The organism is Nocardia sp. NPDC049220, from assembly GCF_040647855.1.
In the GTDB taxonomy this organism is placed as follows: domain Bacteria; phylum Actinomycetota; class Actinomycetes; order Mycobacteriales; family Mycobacteriaceae; genus Nocardia.
This window is the reverse complement of record NZ_JBEZDA010000011.1, coordinates 119464-141861: the sequence shown is the minus strand read 5'-3', so window position 1 is coordinate 141861 and position 22398 is coordinate 119464. Positions and strand designations below refer to the sequence as shown.

The window sequence follows — 22398 nt, the reverse complement described above, 5'->3', positions numbered from 1 at the left end:
TCACCGCAGCCGGGGCGGCCCCGAACGACGCCCAGGGGCAGTGCATGAACGAAGCGAAGGAAGGTGGACGATGACCACACTCGCGGATCTCACCGCGGCGCTCGATACGGCTTACCCGCCGAAGCTGGCCGAGTCCTGGGATTCGGTCGGCCTGGTCTGTGGTGATCCCGCCGATAAGCTGACCAGGGTTCTGTTCGCGGTCGATGCCACCGCCGCGGTTGTCGACGAGGCGATCGACTGGCATGCCCAAGCATTGGTGGTCCATCACCCGCTGCTGTTGCGCGGTGTCGACACCGTAGCGGTGAACACGCCGAAAGGCGCGCTACTGCATCGGCTCATCCGTGCCGGCTGCGCCCTGTTCACCGCGCACACCAACGCCGACTCGGCCGATCCAGGCGTCTCCGACGCGCTCGCGGCGGCCATCGGCCTCACTGTCACCGGGCCACTGGATGCCAAACCAGAACACGCGGTGGACAACTGGGTGTTCCAGGTGCCGCGCACGCACACCGACGCGGTACTGGCCGCGCTGTTCGCGGCCGGCGCCGGCGGCAGTGGGAACTATCGCGACTGTGCGCTGCGGATGCCCGCGACGAGCCAATTCCGTCCGATGGCCGCCGCGAATCCGATGCGGGGCGCCCTCGGCGAACTCGAGCACGTCGAAGAGGAACGCGTCGAGGTGCTCGCCCCGTCCGCGGCGCGCTCGGTGGTGGCGGCCGCACTGCGCGCCGCCCATCCCTACGAGGACCCGGCCTACCAGGTCAGCGAACGCGCACCGCTGCCTTCGTCGTTGGGCATCGGCCGGGTCGGCACCCTGCCTGAACCGGAGTCGTTGCGCACCTTCACCGATCGCGTGGCTGCCGCTCTGCCGGCCACCGTCTCGGGCGTGCGGGCCGCGGGTGACCCTGCCCGTACGGTCTATACGGTCGCGGTCTGCGGCGGAGCGGGCGACTCCTATTTGTCCGCAGCGACACGTCTCGGTGTGGACGCCTATGTCACCGCCGATCTGCGTCACCATCCGGTCGACGAACACCTGCGCAGGGGCGGACCCGCGCTCGTCGACGCCGCGCACTGGGCCACCGAATTCCCCTGGTGCGCACAGGCGGAGTCGGTGGTTCGGACCGCGCTGCCCGACCTGGAAACCCGAGTGTCGACGGTGCGCACGGACCCGTGGAGGGTGCGGGCCTCCAGCTGACCGCCGTCGCCGATATCGAATGCCGTTGTCCCGGTGTCGGAATGGCATCGGACTCGGCGTGTCGGGGCGTGTCTACGCGGGACCGGGAGGCCGCGGACGATTCGCGTGGATGACGCGGCTCGGGCGGGGTACAACTACGGCATGAACTTCCCGGTCGATGTCGGGCTCGTACAGATCGGGCTGATCCTGCTGTTGCTCGTCGGTGTCGCGCTGATCGTCTCCGGTCTGCTCATGGCGCGGCGAGCCGGGTGGCGGGCGCTGGTCGCGCGGGGCGGGAGCGGTCTGGTTCTGCTGCTGGTCGCGGCGGTACTGCTGTGGGTGGCGACGCTGCTACAGACGTATCTCGGGTTGACCGGTGAGATCAAGGCGGCGCACGTGGTCGCGAAACAGGTCGCCGGGCAGGAGCACCAGCTCGACGTGGACCTCATTCTCTACGGCGACGACCGTCATGCCGAACAGCGCGCGACCTATCGGGTCGAGGGCGACATGTGGATGCTGCAAGCGGGCATCGTGGAGCTGGAGCCCTGGGTGAACGCCCTCGGCTTCCATTCCGGCTACCAGATCAGCCGCCTGTACGGCCAGCGTCTGGACGGCGTCGCGACCACCCAGCACCACATCTTTCTCAACGGCGGCGACCAGGACTTCTTCGCCGACATGCGCGAGGGCCGCTGGTGGACTCAACCGTTCGTGCGCTCCGCCTACGGCAACGCGGTGATCGCGGTACCCGGCGAATACGATGTCTACGTCTCCAGAGACGCCATCAAAACCCGTACGGTCGGCGGCTAGCGCCGGGCAACAAGCTCGGCGGGGTACGGTTGAGCACCAACCGTCCACCGCGTCCAGGAGTTTGTCTGCGTTGAATGTCGAACCCCCGATTCAGGCCAAGCTATTGCGGCTCGCCGCCGTCGACGCCGAGCTGACGCGGATCGCGCACCGTCGCACCGTGCTGCCCGAGCAGCAGGAGGTGGACAGGCTGGAAGCCGAGCGCAACGCGCACAAAGATGCCGCGGTGGCCGTCGAGATCGTGCTCGACGATCTCGATCGCGATATCCGCAAGCTCGAGGGCGAGGTCGAGGCGGTGCGCAAACGCGAGGACCGCGACAAGGGAATGCTCACCGCCGGATCGGTGAACGCCAAGCAGCTCACCGAGATCCAGCACGAACTGGGCAGCCTGGAGCGTCGCCGTTCGGTGCTCGAGGACGAGCTGCTCGACGTGATGGAGCGCAGGGAGGCTTCGGTCGCCGACCATGAGCATGCCGGCGCCAGGCTGAGCAAGACGGAAGCGGATCTGGCCGACGCGCAACGGCAGCGCGACGAGGCGCTCGCGGATCTGGCTGTGGCGCAGGGCCGCTGCGACGTCGACCGATTGGACCTGATCGCGCTGTTCCCTGCCGATTTGCTCGCGGTGTACGACCGTCAGCGTGCGCAGCACGGCGTCGGCGCCGCGCTGCTGCAGGCTCGCCGCTGCGGCGCGTGCCGCATCGAACTCGACCGCGGCGAAATCGCTCGGATCGCCAAGACCGCGCCCGAGGTCGTCGTGCGCTGCTCGGAGTGCGGGGCGATTCTGGTCCGGACCAAGGAATCGGGGCTGTGAGTTCGCCGGTGCCCGGTTCTACCGCGCGCGCCGAACAGAGGCGGCGGTGACCTCCGCGGTCGTCGTCGAGGCCGACGGCGGTTCGCGCGGCAATCCCGGTCCCGCCGGGTACGGCGCGGTGGTCTACGACGCCGAGCACGCCACGGTGCTGGCTGAACGCCGCGAGTTCCTCGGCGTCGCCACCAATAATGTCGCCGAATACCGTGGCTTGATCGCCGGATTGGAGGCGGCCGCGGAACTCGGCGCCGAATCCGTCGCGGTGCGAATGGATTCCAAGCTGGTCATCGAGCAGATGTCCGGGCGGTGGAAGGTCAAGCACCCAGCCATGATTCCGCTTGCCGACCGCGCGCGCAGACTGGTCGCGGGTTTTGTCGGGGTGAGTTTCACCTGGATTCCTCGCGAACAGAACGCGCACGCCGATCGGCTGGCGAACGAAGCGATGGATGACGCCGCAGTGGTGCGGGAGGTGCGCGCCGCCGAATCTGGCGAGCAGCGCGCATCCGCGACGGGGCCCGCCGATCCGGGTATCGCCGTCGGCGCCGAGCGTGCGCTGCCGAGCTGGATCGACGAGGTCAGGACCGCGGACGCGACGGCGAAGGCCGACCGGAGCGGTCCCGGCTGGACCGGAGCCACCGGCCGACCCACCCGTCTGTTGTTGCTGCGCCACGGCCAGACCGAGTTGTCGCTGCGGCGACGCTACTCTGGCCGGGGCAACCCGCCGCTCACGCCACTGGGCCGTGCGCAATCTGCTCGCGCCGCGAAAATGCTTGCCGGCAAGGGAGGTATCGCCGCTGTTGTCAGCTCCCCGCTCGGCCGTGCCAGGGAGACCGCCGACGCCGCGGCCGCCGCGCTGGACGTGCCGGTGAAGGTGCTCGACGGCCTGACCGAGACCGATTTCGGCGCCTGGGAGGGCCTGACCTTCCTCGAGGCCGCGCAGCGCGATCCGGAACTGCATGCCCGCTGGATCGGTGATCCCGCGATCTCGGCACCCGGCGGTGAAAGTTTCGACCAGGTCCGAGAGCGGGTGGAAGCGGTCCGGCGCGATCTGGTCGGGCTGTATCCCGGCGCGAACGTCGTGGTGGTGAGCCACGTGACCCCGATCAAGACGATGCTGCAACTGGCGCTGGGCGTCGGCCCGTCGATGCTGTATCGATTGCATCTGGATCTGGCGTCACTGTCGATAGCGGAATTCTATCCAGATGGCGAATCGTCGGTTCGTCTGGTCAACGACACGTCCTACCTGTGACGTCGTTACCGCGCAGACCCACCGGCGAATACGCTCTCGCACGGCGAATTGGTGTACGCGGCAATATATTTGGGACGGAACCTGCGGTAGGTCGCGATTCCCGCTTCGACGCTGCCCTGCGCGGTGAACAGCGGTAGGCTTCCGGGCAATCAGGCGCAGATGTCTGCCATGCCTGGTCGGGGTTGCCTCTGCGCCCTCGATCGGGCTGGTCCAGGTGACGATGGTTCGCGCGGCGCCGCTCGAGGTCGCCGCTGCGGCGGGAAGCGCCCCATGCCGTCGAATATTTTTATGAGAGTGCAGGTTCGATGAGTAGTCCGGTCAAGGTTGTCGTTCTCGGGGCGGGGATCGGCGGACTCATCACCGCGGCCGCGCTGCGGCACGCGGGTTTCGGCGTCGAACTCTACGAGGCGGGCACCGACTTGCGCGCTGCGGGATTCGGTCTTTCGGTGCAGGCGAACGGAATCAACGCTCTGCGCACGCTCGGTCTCGGTATCGAGGAGGAACTGCTCGAACGTGGCGCCCGGGTACGGTCCTTTCGCCTCTGCAACCCGGACGGCAGCCCGATCCGGGTGGTTCCCGTGCACCGGCTCGACGCCCGGCTCGGCGCGCCCGCCGTGGCGCTGCACCGCGCCGATCTGCATGATGTACTTCTGCGCGCGGTCGCGGACACTCCGACGTTCGTTGACGCGCAGGCTACCCGGTTTGTCGATGACGGCGACCATGTGCGTGTCGAGTTCGCCGACGGCCGCGTCGCCGAGGGCGACCTGCTCGTCGGCGCGGACGGTCTGCACTCGACCGTACGCGCCCAGCTGCACGGCCGCGCCGAGCCGAGGCCGGGCAACTACCTATGCTGGCTGGCCTGCATTCCGTTCGAGCATCGCATCGTCGCACGTGGTCTGTCGGCCCACTTCTGGGGAACCGGGATGCGTTTCGGTATCCACGACATCGGCCACGGCCGCGTGTACTGGTGGGGAACCGGAACGCTGCCCGCCGGCCGGGCCGCGACGTGGCAAGGCGGCAAGGAAGAACTGCTGCGCCGGTACGCCCACTGGGCGCCGGAGGTGCGTGCCTGCCTCGAACAGACTGAGGAGTCCGCGATCGTGGCGGTGCCGGCCCAGGACCGACCGCCGCTCACGCAGTGGGGCCGGGGCCGGGTGACCCTGCTCGGCGATGCCGCGCATCCGATGCTGCCCAGCCTCGGCCAGGGAGCCAACGCCGCCATCGAGGACGCGGTGGTGCTTGCCGACGTGCTCCGCAGATCGCTGGATCCCGTTGTGGGCCTGCGTCGTTACGAACGACTGCGGGCCGACCGCACCGCCATGCTCGTCAACGCCTCCGCCGCGCTCGCCAAGGTCGAGCAGACCACCAGCCCACGCCTGGTGCGGGTGCGCGACAGCTACCTGCGGCACGCGCCCACCGAATTGTTCCTGCGCGAACTCGCCAAGCCGATGTCGTTCCCCGCACTGGGCGGCCCGACCGCGCGGCTGCCGCGCGTGCTGTCGCCGGTAGAGCGCTGGCATTGGATAGCCGACCAGCTGGCGCCGCTCCACATCGTGTCGCGGGTGCGGATCCGCGGGCACGTCGACGCCGAGCGGATCAGGGCGGGACTGGACGAAGTCCAGCAGTGTCATCCGTTGCTCCGGGTCGCGGTGGCCACCGAACCCGACGGCACCGCCCCGCGTTTCGTGCCGGTCGAGGCGCCCATCCCGCTGCGTGTGGTCGAATCCGAGGACAGCGCGACCTGGCTGACCGAGGTCGACGACATCGAGCTACGCGTGCCGTTCGACTGGCGGGCCGGGCCGCTGGCCAGGGCTGTGCTGATCAAAGACGCGGACGGCACCAACGAGTTGATCATCACGCTGCACTACGCCATCGCCGACGGCGAGAGCGCGCTGACCGTGGCGAAGCAGGTACTGCAGGCGGCCGCTGGGGAAACGGGCGACATCCCGCCTGCCCCGGTGCGGCCCGGCCCCGAAGAACTGTTCCCGCCCCGTTTCCACGGAACCGGCGGCGCCGTGCGCACCGCAGGCTCGTTTCTGCGCGACCAGAAGTCGCAATTGCGCAGGCCACGCAGACTGGAGCCCACCGCGCTGGCGCCACCCGCGCAGCGGCGCAGCCGAGTGATCCATCGCAGCCTCGACGCCGACCGACTCGAGGCGCTCACGGCGGGTTGTGCGCGCCACGGCGTCGGATTGCAGGCAACTCTCTCCGCGGCGTTGCTGATGGCGGCGGCCAGGGAGGCAGGCACCGACAAGGCGACCTGGTACACCGTCGGCAGTTCGGTCAACTTCCGTGACCACCTCGACGGGGCCGCGGCCGACACCGAGGTCGGCAGCTACCAGGGCATGATCCCCACCCCGGCGAAGTACGCGCCGTGGGCCTCGCTCTGGGAGATCGCCGCCGAGATCGAGCGCGAGTACGGCGCACGAGCAGAGCGCCGCGATCATCTCTCCGCGCTGAATCTGCTGAAGGTGGCCGCGCCGAAGTCGGTGGCCACCAGCGCGGCCACGGTCGAACTCATGGACACCCGCGGTCCCGGCCATCTCGGCATGACCTACCTCGGCGCTTATTCCTTCCCCGACAAACTCGGTTCCTGGCGGCTGGAAGAAGCCCAGTTCGTCTCCGGCATGTCGGTGAGCGGCTTCGTCATGGCCACCGCCAATACGACGCACAACCAGTTGTCCTTCAATGTCGGCTACGTCGAGCCGGCGGTATCGCGCAAGCGGGCCGAACGTCTCGCCGACGAGAGTGTGCGCGCCCTGCTGTCGGCAGGCTGATCGCCTCAATTGCCGCACAACGGCGGAAGAGCTGACCGTGGCGGGCCTGCTCGATACGGAACGCGTTGGTGTGCATTCGATTTCGATGTGGGTGGCGCCGGAGGCGCGGGGGACCGGGATATCGGACCCGCTCGTCAGCGCGGTGCTCGACTGGGCGGCAGGCGGCGGTCACCGAGTGGTTCGTCTGGAGGTCGCCGAGCAGAACCCGTTCGCCGAGCGGTTGTATCTGCGCGACGGCTTCGCGCGAATCGGGGTCAGCGGACCGCTGGCATCGGGCGATCCGCGGCCGGAATTCGAGATGCGGAGGTGCCTCTGAGGCTCGGTTTGCCGGTGCCCGCGCCGGGTATTCGCCAGGCGCGACAAGCGGCGGTACCTGCCGGCACTCTCGGTCTGTCGATGCCGCGCTCGCCGAGCGTTGCTCACCCGTCCGGGGGCACCCACCCGGCACGCCGCCGAGACAGGAGACAGTGATGAACGAACGTAAGCCCCCGGATCCGGAAACCGACGGATTCCGGCAGATAGCGGACGCCGTGCGTGGCGAGGCGCCCGACACCGAACCTCGGGCCGAGGACGCTGCCGCCCAGGTGCGGCACGCAGCCGAAATCAAGGCCGCCGACGTTCGCCGCTCAGTCGCGCCGCCGAGTCGGGCGACCGAGGGGAGCGCGGCCCCCGAACGAGGAGGGGAGCAGAACCAGGAGGCTGCGCACAAGGCCGCCGAGTCCATTCGCCGAGCCGCCGAGCGCGCCGACCTCGCTCAGGCGAACGTCGCCACCGCGGGCGAGCGCGGCGCCGCCGGACTTCCCCAACCCATCACCCGCCACGCACGCACGCTCCTGGATATGGTCCGCAACCGGCCGCTGCTTGCCACCGTGCCTGCCGCGATCCTCACCTTCGTCGTCTGGCGGGCATTCCGCAGACGGTGAGGGCGGCCGAGTGTCCGACAGGGCGGCGGCAGACCTGCCGACAGCCGTCGTTCAGGCCCCGGACCGAGGCGTGTCCCTGGCGATTCAACTTTCGACCGCTCCAGTGGCGACGCTTACGGGCACGGCCCGACCATCCGGCCGGGCCGCTGCGCGGCATCTCAGGGGCGTAGCACCGACACGAGGAATTCGGTCTGGTCGTAGACGGCCTTCTCGAAGACGTCATCGAAGTAGATATCGAAATGCCCAGCCGGATAACGCTTCACGATCGCATGCTTGGTTCGTTCGGCGGCCCGCAGTGCCGATTTCACCGGGGCGACGGAGTCGTTGTCGCACAGCGCGTACAACACCGGCATCTTCAGTGCTTTGGCGCGACGGCCGGGGGTGTCGAGCAGGGCGGAGAATGCCACGCGCGCCGCCACTTTCGGCTCGTAGGTCGCACTCTCCTCGACCAGCCTGCGGTAGCCCTCCGGCACGTCCGGCGCGCTCATCAGCGCCGCCGCCCAGCGCCGGCCGGCCAGCCGGATGCCGATGGGCTTGCGTCGGACCGTCCCGAGCAGCAGATCGGTCGCGGCGATCGCGGCGACCTTCGTCACGCTGATCGGTCCCTTCGCCAGCGCCGAGGCTATGCCGCTGGTGAACGGGGCCTGGGCGACCACGGCCGCGATGTAGGCGTCGTCCGGCGCCACCGACAGCACGTGCCCGCCACCGAAAGAGGTTCCCCACAACGCGATTCGGGTCGCGTCGATGCCGCGCACGGTACGTGCGAACGCGATGGCGGCATGCCAGTCCGCGCGCTGGCGCGCGATGTTCAACAGTTGGCGCGGCGCGCCCTGGCTGGCGCCGAAGTGCCGATAGTCGAATATCAGGACCGCGATTCCCGCGGCGACGAAGCGTCGCGCGTAGCGGTCCAGCCCCATTTCCCGATTGGCCCCCAGGCCGTGTCCCATCACCACGAGCGGGCGGGGTTTGGGTGCACCGTCCGGATGATAGAGCCACGCGGCGCACTGCTCGCTTCCCGAGGGGAAGCCGACCTCGACACGTTCCATGGCCGATAACCGTACCTAGTATCCTGTCGAAGCGGACGAGTTGGTCGGGCGACCGCGACGCCGGGAACGGGCACACCTGTGCCGCTGCCCGGTGCCGAGGAAAGTCCGGACTCCACAGAGCAGGGCGGTTGCTAACGGCAACCCGGGGTGACCCGCGGGACAGTGCCACAGAAAACAGACCGCCCATGGCCTTTCGGGGCCGTGTGGTGAGGGTGAAACGGTGCGGTAAGAGCGCACCAGCGCCCCGGGTGACCGGGGCGGCTAGGTAAACCCCGCCCGGAGCAAGGTCGAAGGTCGCATCGCTCGCGGTGCGGCTGCGCAGGTGTTCGAGGGCTGCTCGCCCGAGCCTGCGGGTGGACCGCTCGAGGCACCCGGCGACGGTGTGTCCAGATGGATGGTCGCCCCCCGGTGCGAACCGGGGACAGGATCCGGCTTAGAGACCAACTCGTCCGCCCCTGCCGGGCCACGGAATCCCGGGGAGGTACACCGGCCATCGGCCTGGTGACCACCGTGTGCGATATCGCACGTGCCAGGCGCATAGGCGCCGATGATCCGGCGGCTTCACGACGTCGAGAAGGCCGCCGGTGAAACAGCGGGTGTGTCACGATCGGCGACATGCTGACGTATCCGACCGCAGTTTCTGTTCAGCACATCAGCTTGGCCATCTGATATATCGCCCGGGCTTCCTCGGTGCTGGGCTTGGTGTTGCCACCCGCGCGCGCGGTGATGCTCTCGACCACGTCGTCTTCGGACTTGCCCGCTTTGAGGTCTGTGCACGACTCGGACAGGATGCTCGCGATCTTCGCGTCATTCTTGCCTTCGGCGAGCTTCGGGAATGCTCCCCGGAAGCTGACGACGAATGCCCCCGACTTCACGTTGTCCACCACCGGGGCGCTCTGCGCGGCCGCGGAGGTGGTCGCGGGGGCACTCGAAGCGGTGGTCGTGCTTGCCGTGTCGTTCCCACAACCGGTAAGTAGCAGGGCGAAGAGACTGGCGATGGCCGCTGACGCGGCGGTAGTTCTGCTCACGAAGCGGGATGCTAGCGGTCCCGGACGAAGGTCGCCTCCCGTCCGGTGGACGGGAGGCGACCAGGTAGCGGAAAAAGTGCCGTGCGGTCAGGTCGGGTTGATCATGAAGACCTGCGCCCAGTACGCGGCCTGCTCCGGGCCGAGCAGAGGCAACAGGTAATCGAACAGAATCGATGACATCGGTGTGAGCTCCCAATTGTCGACGTACGGGACATTTCGGAATGCGCGGGCGAGTGCGACGCCCGTCACCGCGGGCCACGTTAGCAGCCGCGCGCGGATGTGTCGCCGCGCGAGATTTTCGCCGTGCCGATTGGTGCGGAACTGGCCTTCATCGTGATCGACGTCATAAAGTAGTCGCCGTTGGCACGGCCCGTTGCCGGGCAGCAGCGGGCCATTCATATTCCGATCGCGGGAAAGCAGGTTTCAACTCATATGCGAGTAGTTCGCTCATTGGTCGCCGGCGCATTGGTCGCCGGGGCCGCTTCGGTTTTCGCCGTGCTCGGCGCCGGTTCCGCCGGCGCCGTCGCGGTGACCCCGCTGCCGGGTGGGGTCCAGGTGGACCTCAGCCCTGCCGATACGGTCTGGGTGCATCAGACCCACTTCGGCCAGACCCTCGCCGGTCTGCCGCACCCGTCCGCCGCCTCCTTCGGTCAGGCGCTGGATGCCGCGGCCCAGGTGTCGTCCTCGGTTCCCGGGGGCCGGGTCACCTTCACCGTCTACGGGCCGGTCGATCAGTTGAACGGCTCCATGCTGGCGTTGCAGTAGAACCGGCACTCCAGCGTGGAACTCCGCCAGCGGATCGTATCGGCGCCGGTCGATTTCGGCGCTATCCGTGCGGAGTTCGGCCTGGCCTCGGCGTACCCCGCCGAGGCCACCGCGGAGGCCCACGGCGCGATCGACGCGTTCGCGGGCGACCGGGTCGATCGCACGGATATCCCGTTCGTGACGATCGACCCGCCCGGGGCCATGGATCTGGACCAGGCCCTGCATCTCGAACGGACCCCAGGCGGTTTCCGCGTGCACTACGCGATCGCTGATGTCGGGGCCGTGATCGCCCCGGATGGCGCGCTCGCCAAGGAGTCCGGAACCAGGGGGCAGACTCTCTATCTCCCCGACGGCACCGTCCCGTTGCATCCGTACGTGCTGGCGGAAGGGTCCGCGAGCCTACTGCCCGAGCGGACCCGTCCGGTGGCGCTGTGGTCCATCGAACTCGATGAACAGGCGGAGCCGCAGCGGTTCTCGGTGGTCCGGGCCCTGGTGCGCTCCCGCGCCCGGCTCGACTATGCCGGTGTCCAGTCCGACGCCGACACCGGTCGGCTGCATCCCTCGATCGCGGCCCTGCCGGAATTCGGTACGCGGCGTATCGCGGCGGGTCTGGCGCGCGGCGCGATCGAGCTGAGACTCCCCGCGCAGCGCATCGTGCGCGACGACACGGCCGACGGTCGCTGGCGGCTGGTCGTGGAACCGCGCACCGCGGTCGACGATTGGAACGAGCAGGTCTCGCTGCTGACCGGTATGTGCGCGGCGCGGATCATGCTGGACGGGGGCACGCAGACCGAGCAGCGGATCGTACTGCTGCGTACTATGCCGCCACCGGCCGAATCGGCTGTCGAGTCGATGCGGCGCACCGCGCATGCACTAGGAGTTGCCTGGCCCGCCGAGGAGGCGGTCGGTCGGATGCTGGCGCGGTTGAACCCGAACACCCCCGCGACGCTGGTGCTGATGTCCGAGGCGACAAGCCTGCTGCGCGGCACGTCCTACACCGTGGCCGATGACGCAACTGGGGAACTGCCCGCGGCGGAGGCGCTGCGACACAGTGCGATCGGCGCGCCGTACGCCCATGTCACCGCCCCGCTACGGCGACTGGCCGACCGGTTCGCGACCGAGATCTGTCTGGCCAGGTGCGCCGGAACCGAGGTGCCGCGGTGGGTGCGGCGCGGACTGACAGACGCTGTCGACACCATGCGCCGCAGCGACGGCATCGCGGGCAAACTGGAGCGCGCCTGCATTGATCTGACCGAATCGACATTGCTGGCGCCGCGGACGGGAGCGGAATTCGACGCTGTAGTCGTGCGTGAGGCCAATGGCAATCGGCCCGCCGAGATCTTCATCGCCGACCCGCCGGTGCTCGCGCCGTGCGAAGGCGAACCGCCGGAGGGGGCAGCGGTGCGAGTCACACTGACGTCGGCCGACCCGACGATCCGGAAGGTGATGTTCGCCTACTCGCCGGGGCAGATACGCGGTAGCGCACAGGATTTCGGTCAGCTCGAACCCGGCTGACCGAACACCGCCGCGGCCGTGGCCGGATAGTGACGGAGCGCGTGGCCGGCTGCGGCGTCTTCCGCGGTCGCGAGTATTTCGTACGTCCCGGTCCGCTCGCCCACCGCGGCGGCTTCGGCTGCTCTGGCGAGGATGGTCTCGTGCGATTCCACGGTGTCCCGGTGGTCGCCGAGTATCGTTTGCAAGTGCTTGGCGCGTTTGCCGAGATCGGCGGCGTCGCTGCCGACCGTCTGCTCCGCCGCCTCGCACGAATACCGTAAACGCTTGGCACTCTTGCGGATATCGTGTAGCCGCTCCACCCGCTCGGTGGCCGCCACCGTGGGTTCCGCGCGGACGAGGGCTTGCAGCCGCTCGAGGTCGCGCCGCAGCACCGCCGCGAAGAAGTCCGCGGCGGGGACCGCGGCGCGGGAATGACGCAACGGGGGTTCGGTGCGCCAGCGGGACAACTCGCTACGCAGGTCGCGGTAGCGTTCCTGATCCAACGCCGTCAGGGTCTGCTCGTGTGCCGCGCGGTAGCGGTCTCGTTCGGCCAGCACCAGACGGGCGGTGACAGCCTCCAGGTCATCGGGCGATGCCTGCCCGGCGTGCTCGGCGAGCAGCGTCTCGAACCGGTCGGCACGCACCTCCGCGTCGCGGGCCGCGCCGAGTAGTCCGGCCAGCCACTTGAGTTCCGTGCTCATCGCGGCGACCGTTTCTTTGCCGAACAGTTTGCGATAGGACCGCAGCACGCTGCGCAGTCTGCGGGTGGCGACCCGCATCTGATGTACGGAATCCGGTGCGTCGCGACGAACCTCGGGTTCCGCGGCGAGCAGCCGGTCGATGTCGTCTCGCAGCGCGGCGACCAGAGCGATCCCCGCGGTGACTGCCGCCCTCGCGAATCGGTCGGTCGCCTCGACCAGGTGGTGGATGATGCCCGGCTCGTTCGCCGCGTGCCCGGCATCGTCGACGAAGTGCAGTACCGAACCGGGCCACGCCCGGTGCAGTTCCCATGCGCTGACCGCCGGACAGACGATGTCGTGGCGGCCTTGCACGATCACGGCGGGGATGTGCGCGATGATGCCGATGTCGCGCAGCAGCTGGCCTTCCTCGACAAACCCGCCGTGGCGGAAGTAGTGGTTCTCGATCCTGGCGAACGCGAGCGCGAACCGAGGTTCGGCCGTTTCGGCGATCCGATCCGGTCGCGGCAGCAGCGAACTCGTCGCGCTCTCCCAGGTGGACCACGCGACGGCGGCCGCGCGCGCGACCTCCCCGTCGGCCGAATGCAGCAGGCGGTGGTAAGCCTCGACCAGGTCCTGGTTGCGTTCGGCCTCGGGCACCGGTGCGAGGAATTTCGCCCACTCGTCCGGGTACACGTAGCCTGCGGCGCCGTTGTAGAACCAGTCGATCTCTTTGCGGCGCAACAGGAATATGCCACGCAGCACCAGTTCGGTCACCCGCTCGGTATGCCGCTGCGCGTAGGCCAGCGCGAGGGTCGACCCCCAGGAACCGCCGAATACCTGCCAGCGTTCGATGCCGAGATGCTCGCGCACGGCCTCGATGTCGGCGATCAGGTGCCCGGTGGTGTTGTGCTCGAGGCTCGCGCCGTCGGCCAGGTGCGGGGTGGAACGGCCGCACCCACGCTGGTCGAACAGCACGATCCGGTACGCCGACGGATCGAAGAACCGCCGGTGGAATGGCACGCTGCCGCCACCGGGACCACCGTGCAGGAACACCACCGGCTTACCCTCGGGATTCCCGCTGACCTCCCAGTACACCGACTGGCCTTCGCCGACCGCGAGCATTCCGTAGTCGTGCGGTTCGATCTCGGGATAGAGGGTCCGCATTCGGTGCGCCTGGATCAGAACGCCAGGCCGGAGGCCAAATCGGGGATCCCCAGCGCCTCGATGGCCTGTTGACGCACGTCGGGGCACATCTTGATGGCGGCGCGGTCGATCATGGCCTTGTCAGCGAGTACCGCGCCGTTGATGCCGCCATTGCGCAGCGCCCACTCGTGCACGAGCGCGTTCAGCCCGATCTTGCCCAGCGTGCCACCTTGGATCCGCCAGTTCGACAGTTCCGGTCGGAGCATGTCGCACAGCTGCGTGGCGGACGCGTCGCTGACTTCCGGATTGGCGGGCCGGGCGGAACTCGTGCCCGGCATCCCGGTTGCCGAGGCCGTGGTCGAACTCGAGCTTCCGGTCGGCGCGGGGCTCGAATCGCTGCCGCACGCGGTGAGTGCAGCGGCGGCGAACACGCCCGCTATCAGCAGTGTGCTGCGGGAAATCCAACGGCTGTGCGGCATCGGTACCTCTGCTCGTGTCGGTCTTGTCCGCATCGAGTCTGCCATTTTTTCCGCGCCCCGGCCCGTGCCTGGCGGGTTTCGGCCCCCGCGCCGGTGCGAATACAAGTGATCGGCGACCATCCTGGCCGCAACGGGTCTGCTCCTGGTCGCCGGGGGTGATGTCGATCTCGTGGGTGCGCAGCACCTTGCCGGGCCACGTCACCATCGGTCGACCGAACAGCACGACCGGGATGTGCGCTGCTCGGCCGGCCACCGTCCGCGCCGGCGGTGCTTCAGAAGCTGTGCTCCGGCCCGGGGAAGACGCCCCGGCGCACCTCGTCGGCGTAAGCGGCTGCGGCGCAACGCAATTCGTCACCGACATGACCGAACCGCTTGACGAACTTGGCGGTCTTGCCGCTGGTGTAACCAGCCATGTCCTGCCAGACCAGTACCTGCGCATCGGTATCAGCGCCGGCGCCGATACCGATGGTCGGAATCGTCAGTTTGCGGGTGACCTGCCCGGCCAGCTCCGCGGGCACCATCTCCATGACCACGGAGAACGCGCCCGCCTCCTGCACCGCGATGGCGTCGGCGATCAATTGCTCGGCGCCGTCGCCGCGGCCTTGGACGCGGAAGCCGCCCAGAGTGTGCACGCTCTGCGGGGTGAAACCGATATGCGCCATGACGGGGATGCCCGCCGAGGTGATCGACGCGATCTGCTCGGCGACGCGTTCGCCGCCCTCCAACTTCACCGCGTGCGCCCCGCCTTCCTTCATGAACCGGGTCGCGGTGGCCAGCGCTTGTCGCGGCGAGGACTCGTAGGTGCCGAACGGCAGATCGGCCACCACCAGCGCGTGCGGTGCGCCGCGTACCACCCCGCGCACCAGCGGAACGAGTTCGTCGACCGTGATCGGCACAGTGGTGTCGTAGCCGTACACGACATTGGCCGCGGAGTCGCCGACCAGCAGCACCGGAATGCCTGCCTCTTCGAACAAGCGGGCCGAGGAGTAGTCATAGGCGGTCAGCATCGCCCAGCGTTCGCCGTCGGACTTCATCTGCTGAAGGTGGTGCACCCGGGTCTTGCGCACGGTCTTCTGCCGCTCGGCGGGCACCGCGCCGTAGGCAGGGGTTTCCGATTCGGATACGGACATCATCGTCCCTTTCGTCTGTGTCGCCTCGGGGCCCGACCGGGTCCCCGGGTTTATCTGACGAATTCCAGTGTGCCACCCGCCACCAGCGCGGATTAAGGGCTGTGACCGGTGCAATTGGTCACAGCGCCGCCCAAGTTCGCCCCATCGGAGCGCCACTGGTTTCCCGATGGCGGTGTCGGTGTTTTCCCGATGGCAATATCAAGGGCATGTCGATGGTGCGCAGTGGGCGCGGTGTGCTCGTGGTGGCGGTGCTGGCGTTGGTCGCGGCGGGCTGCGCCAGCACCCGAGACGAGTCGGGGACCGCGCTGCCCGCGCCGCCGACCGGGCTGGAGAAGTTCTACGGCCAGACGGTGCAGTGGGGCGGCTGTACTGGCTTCGGCGCGCCGGACGACCGCCTCCCGCCCAACGCCGAGTGCGCGCGGATCAGCGTGCCGGTGGACTACGCGGCCCCGGACGGGCCGGTCGCGCAGATCGCGGTGTCCCGGATCAAGGCAACGGGCCGGCGCATCGGTTCGCTACTGGTGAACCCGGGTGGGCCGGGGGAGTCCGGTCTTGCGCTGTCGTCCCTCGGCAATAAGACGCCGCTGGCCGACCGGTTCGACCGGATCGGCTTCGACCCGCGCGGCATCGGCTCCTCGACCCCCACGATCGTCTGTCAGACCGCCCAGGAGCAGGATGCCGAGCGCGCCGAGCCGCAGCAGGACAATTCACCCGAGGGCATCACCGACGCGGAGGCCGACAACCGTCGCTACGCCGGCCGCTGCCTCGAGCGGACCGGTAAGGATTTCCTCGCGCACGTCGGCACCAGGGAGGTGGTGCAGGACCTCGACGTCATGCGCGCCGCGCTCGGCGACGCCCAGCTCACCTACCTCGGCTACTCCTACGGCACCAGGATCGGCTCGGCGTACGCGGAGAGATTCCCGACGCGCGTACGCGCTCTGGTGCTCGACGGTGCGATCGATTCCGCGCAGGACCCGGTGCAGGAGTCGTTGCGGCAGGCGGCGGGTTTCCAGAAGGTGTTCGATGCCTACGCCGCGGACTGCGCGCAGCAGCGGGACTGCCCGCTCGGCACGGATCCGACACAGGCCGTGCCGCAGTTCCGTGCGCTGGTGAACCCGTTGTGGGACAAGCCTGTCGCGACCACCGACCCGCGCGGGCTCGACTACGACGACGCGCTCACCGGCGTACGACAAGCGCTGTACTCCGACGAGCTGTGGAAGGTGCTCACCCTCGCTTTGTCGGAACTGCGTGACGGCCGCGGCGACACCCTGCTCTCGCTGGCCGACCTGTATGACGGCCGCCGCGACGACGGGACCTACAGCAACACCACCGACGCGTTCAACGCCATCCGCTGTATGGACGACCCCCGCATCAGCGACCGGGCGGTCACCGGACGACAGGATGCCGAGTACCGCAAGGCGGCGCCGTTCCTGGATGACGGCCGCGGTACCGGTGCCGCGCCCCTGGAACTGTGCAATGCCTGGCCGGTGCCGAACACCAGTGAACCGCACCGGATCTCGGTGAACGGGCTACCGAAGACGGTGGTGGTGTCCACGACCGATGATCCGGCGACGCCGTACCAGGCCGGTGTCGACCTGGCCGACCAGCTCGGCGCCGCGCTGATCAGCTATCGGGGCAACCGGCACACGGTGGCGCTGGCGGGTGGCGTGCCCTGTGTGGACGACGCCGTCATCGCCTATCTGGTCGACCTGACCGAGCCGGCGGCGGGACTCACCTGCTGAACCGGTCGAGACCTGGCCGAACGGTGACATATCCGTGATCGCCAATGCGTCCCCAGCGGCAAATCGCACAAATCGGATGATCCGCAGGGGGTGAATTTTTCTCCGAAGAAACCTGATCCGAATTCTCGAGCGTGTATGTAACACAGATTTAACGCCAAGTGCTTACGCTCGCGGTCATGGATCGCCAGAAGGAATTCGTGCTGCGGACGCTCGAAGAGCGGGACATCCGCTTCGTACGTCTCTGGTTCACCGACGTCTTGGGCTACCTGAAGTCCGTCGCGATCGCTCCCGCCGAACTGGAGGGCGCGTTCGAGGAGGGCATCGGCTTCGACGGCTCGGCCATCGAAGGCTTCGCCCGTGTCTCGGAAGCCGACATGGTCGCCCGGCCGGATCCGTCGACTTTCCAGGTGCTGCCGTGGTCCACCAGTAAGGGCCATCAGCACTCCGCGCGCATGTTCTGCGATATCACGATGCCCGACGGTTCGCCGTCCTGGGCCGACCCGCGGCACGTGCTGCGCCGCCAGCTCAACAAGGCGGGCGACGTCGGTTTCAGCTGCTACGTGCACCCCGAAATCGAGTTCTTCCTGTTGAAGAACGGCTCGCACAACGGCATGCCGATACCCGCCGACTCCGGCGGCTTCTTCGACCAGGCCGTGCACGACTCGGCACCGAACTTCCGCCGCCATGCGATCGACGCGCTCGAGTCCATGGGCATCTCGGTGGAATTCAGCCACCACGAGGGCGCGCCGGGTCAGCAGGAGATCGACCTGCGCTATGCCGACGCCCTGTCCATGGCCGACAACGTGATGACGTTCCGCTATCTGATCAAGGAAGTGGCCATCGACGAGGGCGTGCGCGCGACGTTCATGCCCAAGCCGTTCGCCAAGTACCCCGGTTCGGCGATGCACACGCATATGAGCCTGTTCGAGGGAGAGTCGAACGCCTTCGCCGACCCCGACGACCCGATCAACCTGTCGGAGACGGCGCGGGCATTCATCGCGGGCATTCTGGAGCACGCACCGGAGATCAGCGCGGTCACCAATCAGTGGGTGAACTCCTACAAGCGCCTCATCCACGGCGGCGAGGCCCCCACCGCGGCCTCATGGGGCCGGTCCAACCGTTCCGCGCTGGTGCGCGTGCCGATGTACACGCCGAACAAGTCGTCCTCGCGCCGCGTCGAGATCCGCAGCCCCGATTCCGCCTGCAACCCCTACCTGAGCTTCGCCGTGCTGCTAGCGGCTGGCCTGCGAGGAATCGAGAAGGGGTACACGCTGCCGCCGGAGGCGGAGGACGACGTGTGGTCGCTGACGACCGCCGAGCGGCGCGCCATGGGCTTCCGCGAGTTGCCCGGCACGCTGGACGAGGCGTTGAAGGCGATGGAGCGCTCCGAATTGGTCGCCGAGACGCTCGGTGAGCACGTGTTCGATTTCTTTCTGCGTAACAAGCGCAGGGAGTGGGCAGACTACCGCAGCCAGGTGACGCCGTTCGAACTCGAGGAGTACCTGGGGTTGTGACCCAAGGGATGTCCGGCGGCAGCGTGCCGGTGGACATCGCCATGTAATTTGAGATCTATGGTCCGGCCACCGTCTGCCCGCTCCGCTGTCCCCGGTGTCGGTCGGCTCGGATTGCTCGAGCCGACCGCAGCCGCGTCGCTGCGCGAACTGGGCTGGGACAATGTCGAAAGTATCCCGGTGTTGTGGTCGCTGTCGCGCGCACCGGATGCCGATCTCGCTCTGAGCACGCTCATGCGTCTGCGCGAGTGTATCGAAACAGGCTGGGACGCACTGGATTCGGCGATACGCACGGACACGTCGTTGCGTGGGAGGCTGTTCGCGCTGCTCGGGTCGTCCAGCGCGTTCGGTGACCACCTGGTGGCGGACCCGGCGGCCTGGGAGGTCTTGCGCCGCACAGCGCTACCGGAGCGCGACGAGCTCATTGCCGACCTGCTCGACGTGGTCGACGCGGTGCCGGAGCAGGGCCCCCACGCGGGCCCGATGCTGTTTCGTGCCGGAAGTTGCGGTCCCGAGGTGGTGGCGTGGCTGCGCAAGCGGTATCGCGATCAGTTGATGCTGCTCGCCGCCCTGGACCTGGCGGCCACCGTGGAGAACGAGCCGGTGCTGCCGTACCAGGTGGTCGGCAGGCATCTCACCGCGTTGGCCGACGCCGCCCTGACCGCCGCCTTGTCCGTGGCGGTCGCGCGGGTCTGCAAAAACGAGCCGGTCGCGGTCCAACTGGCCGTGATCGCCATGGGCAAGAGCGGCGCGTGCGAGCTGAATTATGTCAGCGATGTCGACGTGGTGTTCGTCGCCGAGCCCGCCGACACCACCGCGACCCGGTTGGCCGCCGAGCTGATGAGCGTGGCGAGCCAGGCGTTCTTCGAGGTCGACGCGGCGCTGCGGCCGGAGGGCAAGGCGGGAGCGCTGGTACGCACGCTGGATTCGCACATCGCCTACTACAAGCGATGGGCGCGTACCTGGGAGTTCCAGGCGCTACTGAAGAGCAGACCGATGACCGGGGATCTCGCGCTCGGCGAGCAGTACCGGGCGGCGTTGATGCCGATGGTCTGGTCGGCGTCCGAACGCCCCGATTTCGTCGCCGAGGTGCAGGCGATGCGTCGCAGGGTGGAGGACCTGGTGCCTGCCGATCTGCGTGAACGCGAATTGAAGCTCGGACACGGAAGCTTGCGCGATGTCGAATTCGCTGTGCAGCTGCTGCAATTGGTGCACGGCCGGGTGGACGACACCCTGCATGCACAGGGCACCGTCGAGGCGCTGACCGCGCTGGCCGCGGGCGGATATGTCGGCCGCGACGACGCCGCGAACCTCACCGCGTCCTATGAGTTTCTGCGTCTGCTCGAACACCGGCTGCAACTGCAACGGCTGCGTCGCACGCACACGTTGCCCGCCGCGGACGACGAGGAGGGTATGCGCTGGCTGGCGCGTGCCGCGCATATCCGGCCGGACGGCAGACAGGACGCGTTGGGCGTCCTCGGCAACGAGATCCGCCGAAACGCGGTACGGGTGCGGCGATTACACGCCAAGTTGTTCTACCGCCCGCTGCTGGAATCGGTGGCGCGGTTGGACTACGACGCGCTTCGGCTGAGCCCGGAGGCTGCGATCCGGCAGCTGGCTGCCCTCGGCTATGCCGGTCCGGACCACGCGCTCGGACACCTGAGAGCGCTGACCGGCGGGGTGTCGCGTCGTGGACGTATCCAAGCCCTGTTGCTGCCGACGTTGCTCGAATGGCTCGGTAACACCCCGAATCCCGATGCCGGCCTGCTGGCCTACCGTCGGGTGTCGGAGGGGCTCGCCGATCAGATCTGGTTTTTGCGCGAGCTACGCGACGAGGGGGCGATCGCGCAGCGGCTGATGATCGTGCTCGGGTCCTCGGGATATCTGCCGGACCTGCTGATCAACGCGCCGGAGACGATCCGGATGTACGCCGACGGGCCCGGCGGGCCGCTGCTGCTCGGTCCGCAGATCGAGGACGTCGCACGCGGAATCCTGACCGCCGCCACCCGGTATGACGACCCGAAACGCGCTGTGGCCGCGGCACGTTCGCTGCGCAGGCACGAGCTCGCGCGGGTGGCATCGGCCGACCTGCTCGGCATGCTCGACGTGCCGCAGGTGTGCCGGGCGCTGTCGTCGGTGTGGGTCGCGGTGTTGGAGGCGTCGCTGCGCGCGGTGATCCGCGCGAGCGAAGCAGAGATGGGTTGCCCCGCGCCCGCCGATTTCGCGGTGATCGGTATGGGCAGGCTCGGCGGTATGGAACTTGGTTACGGCTCCGACGCGGATGTGCTGTTCGTGTGCGACCCGAAGCCGGGTGCGGACGAGACCAAAGCAGTCAAATGGGCAATCGGGGTGGCCGACAAAGTGCAGCAGTTGCTGGGGGCGCCGAGTACCGATCCGCCGCTGCACGTCGACGCCGGGCTGCGGCCGGAGGGTCGCAATGGGGCTCTGGTGCGCACTCTGGCCGCCTACGCCGCGTACTACGGGCAGTGGGCGCAGCCGTGGGAGGTGCAGGCGCTGCTGCGCGCGCATCAGGTCGCGGGTGATCAAGAACTCGGTCTACGGTTCCTGCACATCATCGACAAGGTGCGTTACCCGCAAGGCGGCGTCTCGGCCGAGGCCGTGCGCGAGATTCGACGCATCAAGGCGCGGGTGGACGCCGAGCGGCTGCCACGCGGGGCCGATCCGGCCACCCACACCAAGCTGGGGCGTGGTGGACTCGCCGACATCGAGTGGACGGTCCAGTTGCTGCAACTGCGCCACGCCCATGACGTGTTGGGTCTGCACAACACCTCCACATTGCAGTCGCTGGACGTGATCGAGGAAACCGAGCTCCTCGACGCTGCCGACGTCGCACTGCTGCGCGCCGCGTGGCTCACCGCGACCAACGCGCGCAACGCCCTGGTTCTGGTGCGCGGTAAGCCCACCGACCAGCTACCCGGCCCGGGCCTACTGCTTTCCGCCGTCGCGCGGGTAGCGGGATGGCCCAACGACGACGGCAGCGAGTTCCTCGACCACTACATGCGCGTCACCCGTCGTGCGAAAGCCGTCGTCGAACGCGTCTTCGGTGCCTGACCCCACTCACCCCCGAGCCGGCATCGAGCCGACCGTCCGCAAGCTCGACGACCGATTTATCCTGTGGCGTCGCGCGGAGTTGTCTCCGCACCGCCTGCTATCTCCCGCGCTAATTCGGCGATGCGCGGTGCGTCGAACAGGGCCCGCACAGTCAACTTCACTCCCAGAACGTCCCGGATCCGAATAGCCAGCCGGGTGAGCAAGAGCGAATGTCCGCCGAGATCGAAGAAACTGTCGTCGATCCCGACTCGTTCCACTCCCAGCACCTCACCGAATAATGCCGCCAGCATCTTCTCCTGATCGGTGCGCGGTGCCCGATACGCCACATCGGCGTATTCCGGGGCCGGGAGTGCCCGGCGATCCACCTTCCCATTCGCTGTCAACGGCAGTGCTGTCAGCGCCATGATGGCCGATGGCACCAGGTATTCGGGCAATCGAGATGAGGCAAACCGACGAAGCTCGGTTGCCGTCACGGCACCGCCGTGTGCTGGCACGATGTAGCCGACCAGCCGTTTGTCTCCGGGGCGGTCCTCGCGTACCACGACCGCCGCACGCGCCACTGCGGGGTGGGCGATG

20 protein-coding genes, 1 other RNA gene and 1 pseudogene are annotated in these 22398 nt (G+C 68.3%); 14 read left to right on the top strand and 8 right to left on the bottom strand.

Annotated elements, in window-relative coordinates; all coding sequences use genetic code 11:
* Positions 1 to 70: 70 nt before the first annotated feature.
* The 7 genes from AB0C34_RS22615 (at position 71) to AB0C34_RS22585 (ending at position 7732) form a co-directional block, all read left to right on the top strand.
* Positions 71 to 1192 carry a Nif3-like dinuclear metal center hexameric protein gene (locus AB0C34_RS22615; RefSeq protein ID WP_357076253.1) on the top strand — a complete coding sequence of 374 codons (1122 nt, stop codon included), beginning with the start codon at positions 71 to 73 and terminating at the stop codon, positions 1190 to 1192.
* A gap of 141 nt (positions 1193 to 1333) precedes the next feature.
* The gene (locus AB0C34_RS22610; RefSeq protein ID WP_357076392.1) at positions 1334 to 1978 is read left to right on the top strand and encodes a hypothetical protein; all 645 of its coding nucleotides are present in this window, start codon (positions 1334 to 1336) and stop codon (positions 1976 to 1978) included.
* A gap of 70 nt (positions 1979 to 2048) precedes the next feature.
* A complete protein-coding gene (locus tag AB0C34_RS22605; protein ID WP_357076250.1) occupies positions 2049 to 2786 on the top strand; it encodes a C4-type zinc ribbon domain-containing protein in 738 nt (245 codons plus the stop codon).
* Between the two features lie 46 nt (positions 2787 to 2832).
* Positions 2833 to 4032 carry a bifunctional RNase H/acid phosphatase gene (locus tag AB0C34_RS22600; protein WP_357076247.1) on the top strand — a complete coding sequence of 400 codons (1200 nt, stop codon included), beginning with the start codon at positions 2833 to 2835 and terminating at the stop codon, positions 4030 to 4032.
* Positions 4033 to 4337: 305 nt separating this feature from the next.
* Positions 4338 to 6809 carry an FAD-dependent monooxygenase gene (locus AB0C34_RS22595; RefSeq protein ID WP_357076244.1) on the top strand — a complete coding sequence of 824 codons (2472 nt, stop codon included), beginning with the start codon at positions 4338 to 4340 and terminating at the stop codon, positions 6807 to 6809.
* Positions 6810 to 6846: 37 nt separating this feature from the next.
* Complete coding sequence (locus AB0C34_RS22590) at positions 6847 to 7125, top strand: GNAT family N-acetyltransferase (RefSeq protein WP_357076241.1); 279 nt, start codon at positions 6847 to 6849, stop codon at positions 7123 to 7125.
* A gap of 154 nt (positions 7126 to 7279) precedes the next feature.
* Positions 7280 to 7732, top strand: coding sequence for a hypothetical protein (locus AB0C34_RS22585; protein ID WP_357076238.1), 453 nt, complete (start codon positions 7280 to 7282; stop codon positions 7730 to 7732).
* 158 nt (positions 7733 to 7890) lie between these two features.
* Here the strand turns inward: AB0C34_RS22585 and AB0C34_RS22580 are convergent, their stop codons facing one another.
* The gene (locus AB0C34_RS22580) at positions 7891 to 8778 is read right to left on the bottom strand and encodes an alpha/beta fold hydrolase (RefSeq protein WP_357076235.1); all 888 of its coding nucleotides are present in this window, start codon (positions 8776 to 8778) and stop codon (positions 7891 to 7893) included.
* A gap of 36 nt (positions 8779 to 8814) precedes the next feature.
* Here AB0C34_RS22580 and rnpB point away from each other — a divergent pair.
* Positions 8815 to 9230: RNase P RNA component class A (gene rnpB / locus AB0C34_RS22575), an RNA gene on the top strand.
* A 192-nt stretch (positions 9231 to 9422) separates the two neighbouring features.
* On the opposite strand, the gene AB0C34_RS22570 is transcribed toward rnpB, so the two are convergent.
* The gene (locus tag AB0C34_RS22570; RefSeq protein ID WP_357076232.1) at positions 9423 to 9806 is read right to left on the bottom strand and encodes a hypothetical protein; all 384 of its coding nucleotides are present in this window, start codon (positions 9804 to 9806) and stop codon (positions 9423 to 9425) included.
* Between the two features lie 87 nt (positions 9807 to 9893).
* Complete coding sequence (locus AB0C34_RS22565) at positions 9894 to 10205, bottom strand: hypothetical protein (protein ID WP_357076230.1); 312 nt, start codon at positions 10203 to 10205, stop codon at positions 9894 to 9896.
* Positions 10206 to 10238: 33 nt separating this feature from the next.
* Here AB0C34_RS22565 and AB0C34_RS22560 point away from each other — a divergent pair, with 33 nt between their 5' ends.
* Both AB0C34_RS22560 and AB0C34_RS22555 read left to right on the top strand, forming a co-directional pair.
* Positions 10239 to 10571 carry a hypothetical protein gene (locus AB0C34_RS22560; RefSeq protein WP_357076227.1) on the top strand — a complete coding sequence of 111 codons (333 nt, stop codon included), beginning with the start codon at positions 10239 to 10241 and terminating at the stop codon, positions 10569 to 10571.
* A 15-nt stretch (positions 10572 to 10586) separates the two neighbouring features.
* Positions 10587 to 12086: an RNB domain-containing ribonuclease gene (locus tag AB0C34_RS22555; protein ID WP_357076224.1), complete on the top strand. Its 1500-nt coding sequence runs from the start codon at positions 10587 to 10589 to the stop codon at positions 12084 to 12086.
* Here the strand turns inward: AB0C34_RS22555 and AB0C34_RS22550 are convergent.
* The 3 genes and pseudogenes from AB0C34_RS22550 to AB0C34_RS22540 all read right to left on the bottom strand — a co-directional run bounded on the left by AB0C34_RS22550 (position 12068) and on the right by AB0C34_RS22540 (position 14154).
* The gene (locus AB0C34_RS22550) at positions 12068 to 12907 is read right to left on the bottom strand and encodes a CHAD domain-containing protein (RefSeq protein WP_357076388.1); all 840 of its coding nucleotides are present in this window, start codon (positions 12905 to 12907) and stop codon (positions 12068 to 12070) included. The two genes, AB0C34_RS22555 and AB0C34_RS22550, sit on opposite strands and share 19 nt — an antisense overlap.
* Before the next feature lie 48 nt (positions 12908 to 12955).
* A pseudogene (gene pip, locus AB0C34_RS22545) lies at positions 12956 to 13909 on the bottom strand (prolyl aminopeptidase); the annotation flags it as partial.
* Positions 13910 to 13923: 14 nt separating this feature from the next.
* Positions 13924 to 14154, bottom strand: coding sequence for a hypothetical protein (locus tag AB0C34_RS22540; RefSeq protein ID WP_357076220.1), 231 nt, complete (start codon positions 14152 to 14154; stop codon positions 13924 to 13926).
* On the opposite strand from AB0C34_RS22540, the gene AB0C34_RS22535 reads away from it, so the two are divergent.
* Positions 14153 to 14476, top strand: coding sequence for a hypothetical protein (locus AB0C34_RS22535; protein ID WP_357076217.1), 324 nt, complete (start codon positions 14153 to 14155; stop codon positions 14474 to 14476). The two genes, AB0C34_RS22540 and AB0C34_RS22535, sit on opposite strands and share 2 nt — an antisense overlap.
* A gap of 163 nt (positions 14477 to 14639) precedes the next feature.
* Here the strand turns inward: AB0C34_RS22535 and panB are convergent, their stop codons facing one another.
* Positions 14640 to 15497 (bottom strand): 3-methyl-2-oxobutanoate hydroxymethyltransferase, encoded by an 858-nt coding sequence (gene panB, locus AB0C34_RS22530; RefSeq protein ID WP_357076385.1) that lies wholly within the window; start codon positions 15495 to 15497, stop codon positions 14640 to 14642.
* A 212-nt stretch (positions 15498 to 15709) separates the two neighbouring features.
* Here panB and AB0C34_RS22525 point away from each other — a divergent pair, with 212 nt between their 5' ends.
* The 3 genes from AB0C34_RS22525 to AB0C34_RS22515 all read left to right on the top strand — a co-directional run bounded on the left by AB0C34_RS22525 (position 15710) and on the right by AB0C34_RS22515 (position 21822).
* The gene (locus AB0C34_RS22525; protein WP_357076382.1) at positions 15710 to 17239 is read left to right on the top strand and encodes an alpha/beta hydrolase; all 1530 of its coding nucleotides are present in this window, start codon (positions 15710 to 15712) and stop codon (positions 17237 to 17239) included.
* A 176-nt stretch (positions 17240 to 17415) separates the two neighbouring features.
* Positions 17416 to 18753 (top strand): glutamine synthetase family protein, encoded by a 1338-nt coding sequence (locus AB0C34_RS22520; protein WP_357076214.1) that lies wholly within the window; start codon positions 17416 to 17418, stop codon positions 18751 to 18753.
* Positions 18754 to 18810: 57 nt separating this feature from the next.
* The gene (locus AB0C34_RS22515) at positions 18811 to 21822 is read left to right on the top strand and encodes a bifunctional [glutamine synthetase] adenylyltransferase/[glutamine synthetase]-adenylyl-L-tyrosine phosphorylase (protein ID WP_357076211.1); all 3012 of its coding nucleotides are present in this window, start codon (positions 18811 to 18813) and stop codon (positions 21820 to 21822) included.
* Between the two features lie 56 nt (positions 21823 to 21878).
* On the opposite strand, the gene AB0C34_RS22510 is transcribed toward AB0C34_RS22515, so the two are convergent.
* On the bottom strand, positions 21879 to 22398 hold a 520-nt coding region (locus AB0C34_RS22510; protein ID WP_357076208.1), incomplete at its 5' end, for a phosphopantetheine-binding protein.